We start from the raw sequence: 17161 nt of genomic DNA, 5'->3' as shown, positions 1-17161 counted from the left end.
AGTACAACATTATGTATTTATACTTTACAATCAATTGCACAAGACATTACCTTATACTCAACAATTTTAGTACATAAAAAACCAAACAACAACATTTTTCGAGCAAATTCGATAAAAAAATGCAGAAAAGCATATCTTTGCTTTTCTACATCTGTTGTACTTCAATATCTTTTATTTGTTAAACTGATAGCGCAGTAGTTTGTTGGAATAGTTCTGACACTCCAGATTCGACTGCTGCTCCGCTAACTGCACGAGAGACAATTGCAACGACACGCTCATCCAAAGATTTCGGAACAATATATTCCTCCGCTAGCTCCTCATCACTCACAAGAGAAGCAATTGCTTCCACTGCAGCTAGTTTCATGGTTTCATTGATATCCGTCGCACGTACATCTAATGCACCTCGGAAAATGCCAGGAAAGGCAAGGACATTGTTAATTTGATTTGGATAATCCGAACGACCCGTACCCATAACCCGTACTCCCCACGCCTTAGCATTTTCATACGTAATTTCTGGATTTGGGTTAGCTAATGCAAAGACCACTGGGTTTTCATTCATAGACGCAATATGCACCTCTGTTAATAGATTAGCTACCGAAACACCAATAAAGACATCTGCACCAACGAGCGCATCATTCAGCGTACCATGTATTTTCTCCGGATTTGTTAAATGAGCAACCGCCTCTTTAATCGGATTCATCCCTTCTTTACGTCCCTCATAAATAATACCTTTTGTATCACACATAAAAATATTTTTATAGCCCATTTGCACAAGGATTCGCAAAATTGCGATCCCTGCTGCACCAGCGCCATTGATGACGACCTTCATTGTCGCAATATCCTTTTGCACGATACGATTGGCATTAATCATAGCGGCCCCTACTACAATCGCTGTCCCATGTTGATCATCATGAAATACTGGGATATCACATTCCTGACGCAGCCGATCCTCAATTTCAAAACATCTAGGTGCTGAAATATCCTCTAAATTTACCGCCCCAAAAGTAGGGGCAAGCGCCTTCACAATGCTGACGATTTCATCCGTGCTTTTTGTATCTAAACATATTGGAAAAGCATCAACATTGGCAAAACGCTTTAACAAAATCGCTTTCCCTTCCATAACTGGTAATGCAGCTTTAGGTCCGATATCCCCCAACCCTAAAACTGCTGTACCATCTGACACAACTGCCACCATATTCCCCTTCATTGTATAGTCATAAACCAACGATGGATTTCTTTCAATTTCCACACACGGTGCAGCCACTCCAGGTGAATAAGCAAGACTTAGATCATAAGAATCCTGTACTGGTACTTTTGAAATCACCTCTAATTTACCACTATAGTGTGCATGCATTTCTAAAGCTTTCTTCATGACATCCATTCCATCCCATCCTTTTCCCTTTGTTTTTCATTATATTTTAGAATCATATTACTTTGTGAAAATATAGTCAATGAATTTTCTGTCAATTTATTTTTTCTTTCGAAAACGCAGTATTATAAGACTTCTTATGCATTTTTCTGTCAAATTAAACTTTTCACAATCAATTATCTTAAAATAGTTAATATCAGGTCATGAATAGTGGGAATTGTACAACTATCGCCTTTCAAGCTGTTCAACATTTCACATAGTATTTTTCTTGTGTAAATGAGAATTTTTTCACAAACTTATGTAAGCGCACCCATTGAGCCAATTGAGTTTGTCACAATTTATCCACAATTTTTCACAAAGTTTTTTATTATTGCTGTTACAGCTTTTAAGCCCACTAAAAAAAGAGCCCTATTGCAAGGACTCTTGTGTAAAGTGACGGATAAATGCATTGATTATATGTTTAGAAGACCATTGATCGCCAGACACTTTAACAATGGGATATTCTCGAGGGAAAATACTAGACGTCATCTCCTCTACTGAATAACCTTGTTGAAACAACTGACGAACCTTCTCTTCCATTTCTTCAATATACGCTATTTTTTCTAGTATTCTATTTCGGCCATTTGCTAGATAGCCTCCATGACAACAATAAATTTCGTTAAAATCATAGTTTAATAATTTCTTTAAGGATGCTAAGGTATGTACAATATTTTCTTCATCGAGTACTACCTTTGTTTTCGTTTGAATGTATAAATCTCCTGTGAACATAGCACCTGTTTGACGATTATAAAAAGCCAGATGATCTGTCGTATGTCCAGGTGTTTCAATAACATCCCAGACAGTTGTTTTCGTCTGCAATGTAGTCCCTATCGGCTGCGCTAGAAAAGCTGGCCGCTCCCCCCATAACGCTTGACGGTACAAAGGATAATCCCCATCCTGCGTACAAATCTGAAGAGACTCGTGGTGAAGATAAATAGGAACATCCCTTTGCTGCTGAAGCCACGCCGCATTACCCGCATGATCCTCATGCGCATGAGTTAAGGCGATTTGCTCCATTGGCAAATCTTTAAAAAATGATTGAAACTCCTGTGCCAGAGAATTAGAGCCTGTATCAATTAATAAACCATCCACAAAAAAGCTATACACACTCATAGCAAACCCCTGCAGTGCTACCTTTCCAAGCGCACATTGTACATCACCATGGCGTTGAACAACAATGCTCGTCTCCCGTTTAAACATCCACTTTCCCCCTTTTAAAAGAGTGTAGCATAAAATGAATGATGAGTCATTTTGATTTCTATAGGCTGTTTTGGGGCATGCTATCCGGCTGCTTCTGGCATTCGAGCTATAGATCCAGCAACTCAATCAAAATTTGTTTCGAGCGAGCTATTCGGCGCTTTTTTGGCTCTATCCGTCACTTTCCAACTTCTATCCGTCACCTCCAACTTCCTTTCCACCAATCTCCCCCGCACCGAGCCACCTCCACAAAAAAAACGCTCACCTAAGTGAGCGTTTTTGCTTCGATCCTTATTCATTTGTACCTTTTTCAACATCGTATTGTGTAATCCAATCACTAAAGCTACCTACATATAATTGGATGTTTTCATAGCCTTCATCTGCTAATACGGCATAGAGTGGGGATGCGGTTACACCACTGCCACAGTAGACAACTACATGTTCATCTGGTGCAACTTTTTGACGCAATGCATCGTTGGCCTGCAATTGACCATCTGTCTTTAATTGCTCCCAGTCAAAGTTTTTCGCTGTTGGTATATGGCCAGCTACTTTATCTAATGGCTCAACTTCTCCACGGTAACGCTCAGCCGCACGAGCATCTAGTAAAGTCGCTTTGACTTCACCGTCCACAATTGCCTTTACCGCTTGGCGTGGAGCATAAAGCTCATCCTTCCAATCAAAATCAATGATGGTTGGTGGGTATTTAACGACATCTTTTGTAAATGGTATTTTCATTTCCAATGCAGATGCGCCTCCATTAATAATGACCACATTTGGGAAACCAGCATACGTCAGCATCCACCAAGCACGTGGAGCGAATGGGGCTGCTCCTTGATCATAGATAACAATTTGATCTTCATAACGCAAGCCTAATTCTTGAAATACCGACATCAATTTTTCTTTGTTCGGCATTGGATGACGACCGTCTTTACTGTCCATATCAGATAGCTGCTGCTCTAAATCAATATAGATTGCTCCTATTGCATGACCTTCTTCAAATGCTTTTTTTCCAGCTTCTTTGTCTTGTAAATCAAAACGAGCATCGATAAAACGGACACCATCAAACTGAATTTCATCCACTGATTTGAATACTTTTCCCATAGGAATCACCTCATGCGTATTGTAATTGTGCGTAAATCGCTTTCCAAGAAGCTAAACGGCTTTCTTCTTGAAGCGCCAATCTTTCTGTTTCAATTTGCTCAAGCGCTTGATGATAAATATATAAACGTAATTTTTCTGCTTCCTCTGCAATAAACGTAATGGCCCATGTCATGAGAGAAACTTTCTGTGCATCTAAATAATCCTGTGCATCTGGTTTTGTTAAAGTTTCTAGTGCCTCGCTCAGCTTCACTTTTTCATTCTTCTCAAAGAAAGCTTTTTGGTTGCGGAAGTGAGATTTTACGCTAGCATATTTTGAAATATCGCTAAATGGCCCTTCAAAATCAAGTAAATTTGGCTCAGAAGATTCAAATGCTAAGAACGAGAAGCTACGGTTAAGCTCTTTTAGCTCACGTACTTCGTCTTTAAAGCGATGCTGCATTTTTTTGCTAATAAACTGAGATAAACGGAAGTTGGTAACGCGCATTTCTTGTGTAAAGTCGAAACGTAAGCTTTGCATCACTTCCTTCAATGCATGCTCCAATGCTTGCTGTGCTGGCATAGCCGCAAATGTTGAAGGATTATACCCTTCCTTAAAGAATTCAGGGTAACGATAGTAGACACGCTGTAGAACATAATAGAGAAGCTCATCAAGCTCTTGCTTTGTCTCACTTTCCAGCATACTTGTATTAAGCACACTAAACTTCGATTGAATATGCTTTTCAAGTACTGTTAATTCCTCTAAACGCTCATCCTTACGTTTTAGGTTTTCCTCTGTTTGTGCAATTAAATCCGCTAAACGTTGCTCTGTTTTATCAACTTCCTCCGCAAGAGCCTGCACTGCTAATGCACTCAATTCGTCATTTAAGAATGTATGGAAGTCATTTTCAAACGGTGGCATACCAGATGCTAAGTCTGAACCTTCTACCTTTTCATTTAACGCTAGAAGACTTGATACACCATACAGTCGTGGGAATCGAATTCCAAAACGCTGTAATTCTGAACGAACATAGCCTTTTACATCTTCCTGCTCTTCATCTGTTGTCGCCAAATCAATGGCATTTACAATAAAGAACATTTTATCCAGTTCAAATGCATCTTTTACACGACCAAGCTGAATTAAAAACTCACGGTCAGCTTTGGCAAATGCATGATTATAATACGTAATAAATAGGATGGCATCCGCATTCCGAATATATTCAAAAGCTACACCTGTATGTCGAGCATTAATGGAGTCAGCTCCTGGCGTATCCACCAATGTAACGCCCATGCGCGTTAATGGACTATCATAATAGAAGTCGATATTATCCACAAAGCATGATTTATTTTCTTGCGCAACAAATTTTTCAAATTCAACGCGATCCACTCGTATAATAGTTCCAAGCTCAGACTTGAACGTTGGATACCCTTCCTTGTAGGCGCGAATAAATGATTTGTGCACATTTAAACGCTCATCTGTCAACTGGACAGCAAGCCCTTCATCAGCTCGATTATACGCTTCCTCCAATGAATGAACGGATAAGCCAATCGCTGCATATGACCCTTCAATATCCTCTAACATTTGATCAGCTGTTTTAAGCTGGACATCGGCCGTTTCATGAGGATGCTCCGGTGTAACTGGACGAATTTTATTGATAGCTGCGGTTGTTGGGTTTGGCGATACAGGTAATACCTTCGCTCCCATTAATGCATTCGAGAAGGATGACTTCCCAGCACTAAATGCCCCAAACAAAGCAATCGTAAAGTCTTTTTTCTGTAGGCGTTCCACTTTATTTTCTAGATATTGAGCAACTTCAGCAAAACCTTGTACTTCTTTTACAGAATTGGCAGTATGCAGAGCACGATTAATAACTCCATCTATTGGCAAACTCGTCGCACTAACAGTTTGCTGAGCTTCTTCGTGCTGAATGACTTGTTCTTTTGGTTGTAGCATGGACTCATCAAACAAACGAATCTCTGCTAAATCCTGTTTAAAGGAATTTTCCCAATTTGTTAGCTGCTCATTCGCAACTTTCCGGATTTCATTGCTCGCTTGATGCATAATGCTCGCACTATATTGTTGGTAGCCTTCGATTTCAAGTACAGCCCTAATAGCATCCACTTTGTCCTGCATGCCTGCCATTTTTAACTTCGAAGGAGCCGCTGTTTCTGTTGCCACCGCTTCTAATGTTGTCGCTTGTGCTTTTTTCCAGCTATCTGTTTCCTGAATAAAATAGCGCTTTGTTGCCTCTGCCACACGGTTGGCGAAGTTTAATACTGCATCACCGGTTAACAGTGCACCTGTTTGAACTTGCTGTTCAATCAATGCAAAAGGTAGGTCGAATGGATAAGCATCAATAGCTGACGCACGTTCTTCATTTAAGGCACCGACGTCCTTCAATGCATTTTTCATAAGGCCTTTTAAATGCCCTGTAATTTGGGCATGGACAACATTTTGATAGGCACTATAAGCATCTTCTTTACGACGGTTACGCTCTTCCTCTGTTTTTTTCTTCGCAGTAAAGAGCCCGCCTACCTTAAAGCCATCCTGCATACTTTCTAAATAAAGACGTAAGCGATCACGTAAGTCAGCTGGCATAATGGCAGCATTGGCAAGCAATTCTTTCCGCTGCTCCTCAAATGTTTCATTCCACGCCTCGACAGAGAACAGTTCTACCTGACGATTTAATTTGTTGTATTGCTCTAAAATATCTTGGTGGTTTGCCCAGTCATCGGCACTTAAAATCTCTTCATCTAACGCGAGACGATCCTCTTTTTCTTCCATTAAATAATTGTCATGCTCGCTTTGCAATAAACGTAATGTATTTGTTGCTGTTTGGACAAGCTGGTCCTGCCAATCGTTCATACTATCCATAACAATTTTCTTTACGGCTTCAAAATCGTTATGTGGGTGGTCAGGCTCTCTCAATGATGTGAAAAATACACCTTTCGGCACAACGCCCCATGCCGCAAAGGAATTATGAACGGTTGCTTTAAACTCTTCAAAGCTCAATTCATTCTCTTTATGCTTATCAATCATATTAACAATCAAATAAACATTTGGATTATATTTCATTAATTGCTTCGTAAATTGGAAATTCAACTCGGATTGCACATGGTTGTAGTCCATTGTATAGAATACGATATCGGCAATATGGAGTGCAGATTCCGTCGACATGCGGTGTGCATCATCAGTTGAGTCTACTCCAGGTGTATCCATCACGGTAACGCCATACGGTAGTGTTGACGCACTATGACCAATTTCAATTTGAGATACCAAATCCCCATTTTTACTAAGCTCTTTGACCGTTTTAAAATCATAGCCTGCCTCAAATTTAACAGGCTTTTCATTGTGCATATAAACAATCGCAAAGTCTTCCTCTGATTTATGCACTTTAACGATATTTGCACTTGTTGGAATCGGGCTAGATGCTAATAAATTCTCGCCAGACAGCGCATTAATCATACTCGACTTCCCGGCTGAGAAATGGCCTGCAAAACCAATCACATACTCTTTTTGCTGAATTTTTCGAGCAAAAAGTGATGTTTTATCCATGCGCTCCGTATCACCATTATGCTGATATATTATGTATTGCAAAGCGGCTTGCTTTAGTAGCCCCTCCAATTGTTGATCAAAATCTTTCATGAAACCAGTAACCCCTTTTTCGTTAATTATTCATAATTAGTATTCTACCTTATTCAACTAGCAAAGTATAACACTAATTTACGGTAAAAAGCATGTATGCCAACGCTTCTATCCGACTAGTATTTATAAAAAAAGCATGTTTGTCAGAAATAATCCTTATCGAATGATAGATGCTCAACTAGATTAAATTTTATTTTCTTCATATTTTATAGTAACTGAATTTGGGGCAAAGGTTAAATTTACAAAAATGGAGTGTGATAACACATGGTCAACCATAAGCATGGTCAAATAAGTAATAAAAGCTGTGATTGTAGCAATGAGGATCGATTTATTTGGCCCCGTATAAAAGCGTCTTACGGTCCAATCGCCCCTCCCTCAGAAGTTGTCCCAGAAGGCGTAGTCATTCCAACGATTAATAGATATTTTCACATTTTAACAAGCGATCTTGATTTAACAAACGGAGCAATCCTACCCGCTACTCTCTTTTGGAATGATCATACAGATCCCATTACTGAATTCGTAATTTTTTCACCAAATGGCTATGTCAATTTGTATATTAATGCTGTTATGCAAGAGGGCGGTATTTATTCCCTATCAAGCACAGCCTTAACAATTACTCCTTACGATGGCACATTATTTAGAGGAACGCCCATCATAATTGAATCATTAGGCTTCACCATAAAATAAAGACAATAAAGGGCGTAAATTAGTGGCATTTCTATAGTCAATTATTTTGTGTAAGGAACGGGTATTTCTAACAGATAGCTGTTAAAAGTTTGTTTCTTAGTTAGGACTGCTGAAAAACCGAAAGCTCCAATCCATCATCTAAAAAGCACCAATACATGTAAAAAAACTACGCATGTATCGGTGCTTCTGTATTCTTACTACTTGCTGGCCCACTCACTTTATTTTTATCGTCGTTCAACCCTAGCACAGCATCAAGTTGCTTCAACGCTTCTTCTTTCGTTAGTGTACCCGCTTCTGCTTGATCAAAAATGGCTTGCACCTTTTCTTTTGAGATTTCATCAGCGTTCGATGGTTTACTTGTAGGTTTTTTATCTCCGTCCAGCCCTAGCGCAGCATCAAGTTGCTTCATCGCTTCTTCTTTCGTTAGTGTACCCGCTTCTGCTTGATCAAAAATGGCTTGTACCTTTACCTTTGAAATTTCATCAAATTTCGTTGGTTTACTTACTTGACCTACCACATATTCACTTCTCTCACTCACTTGAGTTGGTACCTCTGCTGCAAATGCAGACCCCATCGTGGATAGTGCAAATACTGCACCTAAAGTAGTAGCAGCTAATCTCTTTTTCTTTTTCATGTTCTTATTCTCCTTTTAAGATGTATTTTGTCTTACAGCTTTTATAATAGAGGCATTATCTGTAGTTCATATGGAAATAGAGTGGAGAATTTCTAGAGATTTCCTGGAGATTATCTGGAGTTTCCTTCTTTCTTATTGTTCACCTTCACCTCTACTGATAGAAAAGGTTTTATATAGCAAAAAACGCAACGCCCTATAAGGGTATTGCGTTTTTATGATGTCGTTTTATTTTTCTGAAAATCCCCTTCTGTCTACAGGGTATACTTTTGTTATCGTACAATACTTAGTCTAGCAATTGTCATTCATAAATTTCGTCAATTCATTTATTGTTAGTGGTTTTGATATGTAATAGCCTTGTATTGAATCGTATTGGGCATCAGATAAGGTATTAAGATGCTCAACATTGTCTACACCTTCTATTATTACTTCCAAATCTAAGGCCTTGATAATACTTGTCAGCAGCTCCATTACCTTTTTATTTGATTTCCCACTAATAAACAACCTATCTAATTTCACTCCATTGAGGGGCAGTAAGGACATATATTGGAAGTTCGAGTTTCCAGAACCAGAACCGAAACCATCAATAAATATAATATGACCTCGATCACGTATAATTTTTAGATTTTCACTAGCTTCTATCCCCATTATAGTTTCCTCAGTTATTTCAAAAGCAATTCGGTTATTGTTAGTAATACCAATTTCATCTAGATGTTCGATTAACCAAGTAATATCTTTGATTAATGACGCTGATAAATTAATAGAAACATAAACGATTTCATTATATCTACTCAATAAATCAACAGCTTTTTTGATAATATTCTTAGTTAATTCTATTAAACTTTCTATATTTAAAATTGGAATACATATACCCGGAGAGATAGAACCCATCTCTTCCCACCGCCATCTACTTAGTGCTTCAAAGGATAATTGCCTATTATGGTGTAGTATCGGTTGGAAGACTATTTCAAACTCTTCAGTTACTAAACCTTTCTGTGAACTACACTCTTTTATTTCATCGCTATTTGTGTTTTGCAAATAGACTTGTCTAACGTAATTTAACGCAGGAAGTTTTCTATCTTGGACATATAGATAGTTTATCTTTAAATATTCAATATTTGATAGTTCTTGACTAATTAAACGAGCTTGGGACTTAGCATGACAGACTAATAGATATTCCTTATCAAATACTCTATACCATTCCACTTTTGGTTGATACAAAGTTAGCTTTCTCATAACCACATCTATACATTTAGAAAGATCCAATTCATGCCAACTAATAATCGTAATGTATACTAATGCGAAAGATTTTTTATGTTCAATACTTTTTAAAACAGATTTTCGATTTGATTCAAATAATGTAATACCGGTCTCCATCCTAATTCCTCCAATAGGTCGTTTCAACCTCCATCTTTTATCAAAAAATTACTATTAAATTATTTTATAAAGCTAATCTGTAGTCTGTATGAATGTCGTATGAAGTTTATGTGGAGTATCAATGGATACCATTTAGAACTCTATTAAAAAAGCTAACAAATTTACATGTTCATAAATTTGCTAGCCCAATACTCTTTTTACCATAAGAATATGTCTCTACTTTTATAAACCTTGCCAAATATAATGATTCATTCTTTGGTTTTAAAGTTTGATACTAGATTTTGAAGCTCCTGAGACATCTCTGCTAAAGAACGAGAAGCAAATGTCATCTCAATCATAGTAGCGGACTGTTCTTCCGCTGCTGCAACAACCTGTTGGGTGTAACTCGATGACTGATCAGTAACATCTTGGGTTTTCAGTATTTCATTTACTAAGTTCTCTGTATTAGCATTAATTTCTTGAATTTCAGTAGAGACGGATGAAAGTTTATTGTTAATCATGTCTACATCAGCTGCTATTACATCAAATGTTTTCCCAGCGTTTGCAACATAACGTATCCCTGTTTCAACTACACTTTGTCCTTCATTGACAATTTGTACTGTATTTTGTGTATGAAGTTGAATTTCACCTATTAGAGTAGAAATATTGTTAGCTGCATTTCCCGATTCCTCTGCTAGTTTTCTAACTTCATCAGCTACAACAGCAAAACCTTTACCCTGCTCCCCTGCGCGCGCGGCTTCAATCGCTGCATTTAAAGCAAGTAAATTGGTTTGTACTGCAATGCTAGTAATGACATTAATAATTTCACCAATCTCTTGTGATTTGCTTTCGAGCAATAGCATGGCTTCATTTGTCATTATGTTCTGTTTATTAATTTGATTCATTTGTTCAACGGACTGTGTAATCACTTCATTTCCAGAAAGAGAGACTTTAGAGGTTTCAATGGATAGGTCATTTAATTCTTTAATATTTTCCGTAATTGCTGTAAGACTCGATGATATCTCTGTAACGGAATGATTCGCTTCTTTCATTCCAAGCAGTTGCTTTTCTTGTCCTGTAGAAATTTGCTGAATAGCCTTCGTAATTTCATCTGAAGCCGTGCTTGTCTGTTCACTACTCGCAGTAAGTTGTTCAGATGTAGCCGCAACATGTTCGGCTGAGTTCGAAACGGTTTCAATCATTCCTCTTAAATTTGTAGTCATCGTATTTATTCCTGTTGCTAAAATACCTAACTCATCCTTATTTTTAACGTTTAAATACGTAAAGGTTAAATGTTGATTGGCGATCTTTTCAACTCTATCAGTAACCATTTGAACTGGAATGGCTAAATGTCTGGCAAATAAAAATATAACGATTCCACCTATTAAAATACTGATGCCAAGAGTAATGATAATCGTATATTGAATTAAATGAATGCCGTGATTAAATGATGTCATGAAGCTACTAGCGCTTACCACCCAACCCCAGTTCGGATCTAATGCAGAGTAGGCTATTTTATCCTCTTCTGCATCAGGGTCGTTGGGCATTGCTCTAGCGTAATATGTAAAATCCCCGCCATTTTGTGCTGCGTTTATCATATTTTGTACCATATACACCCCATGACTATCAACGCTTTCCCACGCATTTTCTCCTTCAGAGAATGGATGAGCGATCCTATCTCCATCCGCCCCGTAAATGGCAAAATAGCCGTCCTCACCTAAATCAACATTTGTCGTTATTTCACGAGTACCATCACTTCGTAAATCGCCAATTAAATTTTGTTTTACTTTTTCTTGAGCTTCTTCTAAAGTTATTTCACCAATTTGAACGACATAATTCATTGAATCAATTAATTGAAGTGCCATTTCTACATTATTTTTTAGCATCCTCTCTCCCAAATCATCCAAGTGCTTGTTAGCAGAATTATAACTGCTAACGCCTATAATTAAACCTGGGATTAATAATAGGCTCAATGAAATAATAATTAACTTTGTTCTTATCTTCATTTTCAGTAGATCTCCTATCTAATATAAGACTCAATAAATCTAATTACTTTATTGAGTCATCTGTGTATGCTTCTGAGACGCCAATCTTCGTACCATTTATTTAATTTGAGGAAATGTAACTAAAAATCGAATGCCATTTTCAACATTATTAAAAGAATAATTTATTGAGAGTGATATAAATATTTGCTTGACGATATATAAGCCTAATCCACTCCCACCAGTGTTCCTATTTCTTGATTTTTCGAGTCTATAAAAAGGCTGAAATAATTGTTGTAGTTCCTCTGCTTTAATGTGTACACCGGTATTAACGACTTGGATTTGAATTTGATTTTCTTTGGAATCCTCCGTCAATTCTAAATAGACTGTTTCTCCTTGTGGTGAATACATAATTGCATTATGGATAATATTTTTAAATGCTTTTTCTAGTAAATCATTATCTGAAAATACGTAAAGATTCGGGGGGATTTTATTTATAACAGTAATCTCCTTTTGAGATGCAAAAAAAACGAGGTCTTTCGTTATCGTCTCAATTAAATTTGAGAGATTTGTTTCTTTCATTTGTATTTTAAATATATTTTGTTCTAGTTTGGACATACTCAAAATTTCACGGACAAGTTGATCCATACCTTCTATAATTTTATGGTTTTTTTCTAAATAGAAGTCACGATTTTCATAAGGTCCAATTTTATAAATCATCCCTTCTATATACCCTTTCATTACAGTGAGTGGAGTTTTTAACTCATGTGCAACTGTAGCAAAAAATTCCCTCCGTTTTGTTTCGATTTTTCTTTCTCTTTCAATATCATCTTTTAATTGTTCATTGGCTATTCGTAAATCATCCATTGTTTTTTGCAAATTATTCGACATCTCATTTAAACTATTAGATAGCTCCTCCAACTCATCATTAGAACGAACTACTATATTTTCTGAAAAATCAAGATTTGCCATCTTTTGTGCACGTTCATTTATATAGAGAAGTGGTTTTGTAATGAACCTTGAATATAAATAGGCACTGCCCAAACCAATACAAACAACAATGATACTTATATAAGGAAGAAAACGTACTAAAACCTGAGAGGCCTCATCGATGGGTTGAAATGTCGCGAATACAGTAACCATTAAATTACGTTCATTCAGAAATTGTATGGGCAATGAATGATTATAGGCATTAACAGTTTCTTCATTTTGTGATGTTTTTCCGGTAATAATGGATGATTGCGTATTTCCTTGAAAATTAAAAGAAGGCGAATAGATAATATTTCCGTTCTTTTCTTGTAGGTAAATGATTGCATTATTTTCTTTGGAGTACTCATCCAATAGCTCTTTCGCTTCTCTTACTGTTAAACTCTTAGATTTATCAATTATTTCTGCTATGCCGGATTGGAGCTGATTTGTTTTATATTGCTCGTAGAATGTTGGAAGGAAGAAGTATAAAGTTAAATAAATTAAGACCGCAAACGATAGCAATATAAGTGAAGTAATCATAAAGAGCTTATAGGTTATTTTTTTCATCTTCATGAAGTTCACAATCCTATTCATCGATTTTGTATCCGATACCCTTCACTGTTTTAATATAGGGTAAATTTAATTTTTTTCTTAAATTTTTTATATGAGTATCAATCATCCGTGTTTCTCCCGAATAATCGTAGCCCCAAACTTTTTCTACTATGATTTCTCTAGTAAGCACTTTTTTTTCATTATGGAGTAGTAGTTGTAAAATTTCGAATTCTTTTGTAGTTAATGGTATTTCCTCCTTATTTACATAAGCTTTATACCCGTCACAGTCAACATTCAGTTCATTAAAATTTAAATGATTTCCCCAATTTTTATGATTGCTTCTTCTAAGAACCGCTTGTACTCGTCTGATCAGCACATGAAATGAAAACGGCTTAGTTATATAATCATCAATACCAAGATCAAAGCCTTTCATTTGATCTTGTTCTTCTTCTAGCGCAGTTAAAAATATTATGGGTATATTAGATTGGTTGCGTAGCATTTTGGCCACTTCAAATCCATTGAGATTCGGCATCATGACATCAAGGAGAATTAAATCAAATGATTGTGTATTTAATCTTTTTATTCCCTCTACTCCATCAGATGCCACTTCAATCGTATAATTTTGTGTCATCAAAAACTGCTTAATTAATTCTTGAATTTCTAAATCGTCTTCTACTACTAAAATATTATAGTTCATTAAGATATCCCCCCTAGTTAGCCATTATAACCACGCAATCTGTAGTTTATGTGAAGATACCTACATTATTCCTAAAAAATTTTATATGAATCCTACGATCAAAGTCATACATCCATTTCATAAGAACAGGGTAACCTTCAGGTACAAAAACCCCCAAAGATCCATCAAATCTTTGGAGGTTTTATGCTATTTTTTACGATAATTATGAAAGAAAATTAATATGGAGATGTAGAACCTTGTATACTTTCTTCTGAATGAGGTGTGGAGGGATCCCACTGCTCAGGCATTTGTCCACCCGATTTTGATGTGAACTCCTCCCATTGTTCTGGGGTCAGTTCACCTCTCGGATTTGGAGATTCCCAATCCCCCTGAGCCGGATTCATTTCATCTAAATACGAATTATAATCCTGATACATATTGCTTTCATTGTCACCTAAGTCACCATTGAAGGCCAGTAAGCATTCCAATAGCGACACCTATAGAGACTAAGCCTAATGAGGTTACTATTTTTGTCCACATTTATACCACTCCCATTCTTTGATTAGCTAAGTTTACTTATTCAAATTTTCACAAACTAAATTGCGGTTTTTAAGGTAAATAATCTTATCAGATTGTTTGGCCACTTCCTGTGAATGCGTCACAACAATAATACATTTATTTTCTTGATGGGCTAATTCCTGAAATAGTTCAACGATTTCAGCCGAGGTTTTCTCATCTAAATTACCCGTCGGCTCATCCGCAATTAATAAATCCACATTACTAGATAATGCACGAGCAATAGCTACACGTTGTTGTTGACCACCACTAAGCTGTAAAACCTTTCTTTTTGCTTCTAATTCGGTCAAGCCTACCATTTCTAATAATTCGAGAGCTCTTTTCTTTTTATCTTTTACTTTAACCCCTGTAATTTCCATAGCTGTTACTACATTTTGAAGGGCCGTCATGTACGTTATCAGATTATAGGATTGAAAAATAACCGATACAAATTTATTTCTATATTTATCTAAACCAATTTTCCTTATATCTTTCCCCTTATAGAGCACATGTCCTTCCTTCGGGTTATCTAAGCCACTTGCCAAACTAAGTGCTGTGGTTTTTCCTGAGCCTGAAGGACCTAAAACGCTATAGAAACAGCCTTTCTCAAACGTAAAATTCACATTCTCCAGTAAAATATTCTTCCTGTTATTGCTTACATAATAATAATATAGGTTTTTAAATTGTAATATTGTGTCCATGTGGGACTCCTCCTACTCATCTTTTAATAGTATTTCTTTTGGATTTAAGCGAAGAATGGATAGTGCTGGAAGAAGCGTTGATAATATGGCAATTAACAGTCCTAATCCACCTAACTTCAACACATCTTGTGAAGTTATACTTACATCAATATCATCGATAGGCTCCACATCATTATCTTGCTTATTCATCATGCCAAATGAGAATCCTAAATTATTAGATTCTTGTTGATTTTCTTGAGAGGCAATAACCTCTTGCTGTAATAAACTATCTCCCATTTTTTGAGATACTGTTTCACCTGTAATTGTAGAAATACCAAATGCTAGTACGGCTATACATAATACTTCTACTAATAATTGACCAATTAATTTTCTCTTTTTCTCACCGATTGCTAAGAGTATGCCTAATTCTTTACGTCGCTCTTTTATTGTTAACATAATAATAAGAGCTAAAATAATTGATCCTGTAATGGATACTAAATAGACCATCCATTTTGAAGTAGCAGCAATATTCTCAATAGGACCAACCATTTTCTGATATAAAGCATCATGTGCATCTAACTTGAACAAATCAAAATCAATATTGCTTTTCTTTGCGTCGGTTTTGAAATCTGCTATATTTTCTGGATCATTTAAGTAGTAGATTGCTTCATTAATGACTGAATTTTTTTCATCGCTTTCTTTCGTCGAGTCATAATTTGTGTATAGTTTGTTAGATGGATGCATCATAGCTGGTAAGTTTTCCTCGAAGTCAGTTATACCAGAGTTTTTATATACCCCTATTATTTCCAACTCTACTTCAGTTGTCCCTTCCATTGATTGGACCTTTATCATATCACCAACTTGAAGCTCGTTTTGTTCTGCTAATCGCTTTTCAACTAGCACTACTTTCCTATTCTTATCCTCAGATGTAATTGAACGACCTTCCATTATTTCATGTGTTCCATCCGTAAATTCTTGTAATAATTCAGAACTTCTCACACCTTGAAGAAACGTATTAGGCATTTTCATATTTCCAGAGACACTACTACCGACTGCACCGCTTACCCCATCATCACCTTCAGCATCGTTAATAGGTGTGTAATCATCTGCTATAACCATGTCACTTTTAAGATAGTTATAGTCTATTACATATGGTGATTTAGCTAACTGATCTGCATCATCTGCAAAAAGCTCAGGGTGTTGTATTTTTCCGTTTGGATTTTCTTGTCGCTGCTTTGCGACGTTTTCCATAAGCTTTTCTTCATCCATTCGAAGACTTACGTCTACACCTAATGTTTGTCTAGCATGGTCATTCGCCTTCTGTGACACATTTTGTATGGCGAAACCGGCTAATACTAAATTGGAAACTACTAAAAATACTGTAAATAATATAATCGATTTCCCTTTCCTTGCCTGCACACTTAAAAATGCACGTTTGATAAAATTCATTTCCTTACCTCCTTGGTAGTTCAAATATATTTGACCTATCTGGAGTTAATATGGAGAGCGTGAAAACTTTATCTAGAGAAATTAGGGGGTTTATGTGAGTCATCCTCTTCCGTCATGGTAAATCCAGTGAACGTAAAAAGAAATGTAGCAGATGAAGGATGCACATAACATAATTCCAACTATTGAAAAAGAGATTAAGTTTAATCTTTTAAAGTCTATAGGCAATACTAATCAAGTAGACTGAAAAACACCTTTACGTTGATTGATAATGGTTAAAAACCATTTATCGACGAAAG

General features: G+C 36.6%; 13 protein-coding genes. 1 reads left to right on the top strand and 12 read right to left on the bottom strand.

Features of this window, described 5'->3' with window-relative positions; translation table 11 throughout:
• Positions 1–178: 178 nt before the first annotated feature.
• The 4 genes from MKY88_RS08100 to MKY88_RS08085 form a co-directional block, all read right to left on the bottom strand.
• Positions 179–1381 (bottom strand): NAD(P)-dependent malic enzyme, encoded by a 1203-nt coding sequence (locus MKY88_RS08100; RefSeq protein WP_340813359.1) that lies wholly within the window; start codon positions 1379–1381, stop codon positions 179–181.
• A gap of 396 nt (positions 1382–1777) precedes the next feature.
• A complete protein-coding gene (locus MKY88_RS08095; RefSeq protein ID WP_340813358.1) occupies positions 1778–2608 on the bottom strand; it encodes an MBL fold metallo-hydrolase in 831 nt (276 codons plus the stop codon).
• Positions 2609–2896: 288 nt separating this feature from the next.
• Positions 2897–3706, bottom strand: coding sequence for a sulfurtransferase (locus tag MKY88_RS08090; protein WP_258268271.1), 810 nt, complete (start codon positions 3704–3706; stop codon positions 2897–2899).
• A 10-nt stretch (positions 3707–3716) separates the two neighbouring features.
• Complete coding sequence (locus MKY88_RS08085; RefSeq protein WP_340813357.1) at positions 3717–7328, bottom strand: dynamin family protein; 3612 nt, start codon at positions 7326–7328, stop codon at positions 3717–3719.
• Positions 7329–7592: 264 nt separating this feature from the next.
• On the opposite strand from MKY88_RS08085, the gene MKY88_RS08080 reads away from it, so the two are divergent.
• On the top strand, positions 7593–8015 hold the full coding sequence (locus tag MKY88_RS08080) for a DUF4183 domain-containing protein (protein WP_340813356.1): 423 nt from the start codon (positions 7593–7595) through the stop codon (positions 8013–8015).
• A gap of 166 nt (positions 8016–8181) precedes the next feature.
• On the opposite strand, the gene MKY88_RS08075 is transcribed toward MKY88_RS08080, so the two are convergent.
• The 8 genes from MKY88_RS08075 to MKY88_RS08040 all read right to left on the bottom strand — a co-directional run bounded on the left by MKY88_RS08075 (position 8182) and on the right by MKY88_RS08040 (position 16865).
• Positions 8182–8649 (bottom strand): hypothetical protein, encoded by a 468-nt coding sequence (locus tag MKY88_RS08075; RefSeq protein ID WP_340813355.1) that lies wholly within the window; start codon positions 8647–8649, stop codon positions 8182–8184.
• 288 nt (positions 8650–8937) lie between these two features.
• Positions 8938–10023: an EAL domain-containing protein gene (locus MKY88_RS08070; protein WP_340813354.1), complete on the bottom strand. Its 1086-nt coding sequence runs from the start codon at positions 10021–10023 to the stop codon at positions 8938–8940.
• Positions 10024–10271: 248 nt separating this feature from the next.
• On the bottom strand, positions 10272–12008 hold the full coding sequence (locus tag MKY88_RS08065; RefSeq protein ID WP_340813353.1) for a methyl-accepting chemotaxis protein: 1737 nt from the start codon (positions 12006–12008) through the stop codon (positions 10272–10274).
• A 96-nt stretch (positions 12009–12104) separates the two neighbouring features.
• Complete coding sequence (locus tag MKY88_RS08060; protein ID WP_340813352.1) at positions 12105–13547, bottom strand: sensor histidine kinase; 1443 nt, start codon at positions 13545–13547, stop codon at positions 12105–12107.
• Positions 13540–14202, bottom strand: coding sequence for a response regulator transcription factor (locus tag MKY88_RS08055; protein ID WP_008176378.1), 663 nt, complete (start codon positions 14200–14202; stop codon positions 13540–13542). Before MKY88_RS08055 ends, MKY88_RS08060 begins: the two co-directional genes overlap by 8 nt.
• A gap of 215 nt (positions 14203–14417) precedes the next feature.
• Positions 14418–14669 carry a hypothetical protein gene (locus MKY88_RS08050; protein WP_340813350.1) on the bottom strand — a complete coding sequence of 84 codons (252 nt, stop codon included), beginning with the start codon at positions 14667–14669 and terminating at the stop codon, positions 14418–14420.
• An 84-nt stretch (positions 14670–14753) separates the two neighbouring features.
• Positions 14754–15437, bottom strand: a complete 684-nt coding sequence (locus MKY88_RS08045) for an ABC transporter ATP-binding protein (protein ID WP_340813349.1) — start codon at positions 15435–15437, stop codon at positions 14754–14756.
• A 12-nt stretch (positions 15438–15449) separates the two neighbouring features.
• Positions 15450–16865: an ABC transporter permease gene (locus MKY88_RS08040; protein ID WP_328202205.1), complete on the bottom strand. Its 1416-nt coding sequence runs from the start codon at positions 16863–16865 to the stop codon at positions 15450–15452.
• Positions 16866–17161 lie beyond the last annotated feature (296 nt).

This window comes from Lysinibacillus sp. FSL R7-0073, from assembly GCF_038009065.1.
Taxonomy (GTDB): domain Bacteria; phylum Bacillota; class Bacilli; order Bacillales_A; family Planococcaceae; genus Lysinibacillus; species Lysinibacillus fusiformis.
The sequence above is the reverse complement of the archived record's forward strand: the minus strand, read 5'-3'. Positions and strand labels throughout refer to the sequence as shown.

What these genes read in the sequence shown, in the direction of transcription:
- MKY88_RS08100 (WP_340813359.1), bottom strand. Translation starts at nt 1,381, where the DNA reads ATGGATGTCATGAAGAAAGCTTTAGAAATGCATGCACACTATAGTGGT.
- MKY88_RS08095 (WP_340813358.1), bottom strand. Translation starts at nt 2,608, where the DNA reads ATGTTTAAACGGGAGACGAGCATTGTTGTTCAACGCCATGGTGATGTA.
- MKY88_RS08090 (WP_258268271.1), bottom strand. Translation starts at nt 3,706, where the DNA reads ATGGGAAAAGTATTCAAATCAGTGGATGAAATTCAGTTTGATGGTGTC.
- MKY88_RS08085 (WP_340813357.1), bottom strand. Translation starts at nt 7,328, where the DNA reads ATGAAAGATTTTGATCAACAATTGGAGGGGCTACTAAAGCAAGCCGCT.
- MKY88_RS08080 (WP_340813356.1), top strand. Translation starts at nt 7,593, where the DNA reads ATGGTCAACCATAAGCATGGTCAAATAAGTAATAAAAGCTGTGATTGT.
- MKY88_RS08075 (WP_340813355.1), bottom strand. Translation starts at nt 8,649, where the DNA reads ATGAAAAAGAAAAAGAGATTAGCTGCTACTACTTTAGGTGCAGTATTT.
- MKY88_RS08070 (WP_340813354.1), bottom strand. Translation starts at nt 10,023, where the DNA reads ATGGAGACCGGTATTACATTATTTGAATCAAATCGAAAATCTGTTTTA.
- MKY88_RS08065 (WP_340813353.1), bottom strand. Translation starts at nt 12,008, where the DNA reads ATGAAGATAAGAACAAAGTTAATTATTATTTCATTGAGCCTATTATTA.
- MKY88_RS08060 (WP_340813352.1), bottom strand. Translation starts at nt 13,547, where the DNA reads ATGAATAGGATTGTGAACTTCATGAAGATGAAAAAAATAACCTATAAG.
- MKY88_RS08055 (WP_008176378.1), bottom strand. Translation starts at nt 14,202, where the DNA reads ATGAACTATAATATTTTAGTAGTAGAAGACGATTTAGAAATTCAAGAA.
- MKY88_RS08045 (WP_340813349.1), bottom strand. Translation starts at nt 15,437, where the DNA reads ATGGACACAATATTACAATTTAAAAACCTATATTATTATTATGTAAGC.
- MKY88_RS08040 (WP_328202205.1), bottom strand. Translation starts at nt 16,865, where the DNA reads ATGAATTTTATCAAACGTGCATTTTTAAGTGTGCAGGCAAGGAAAGGG.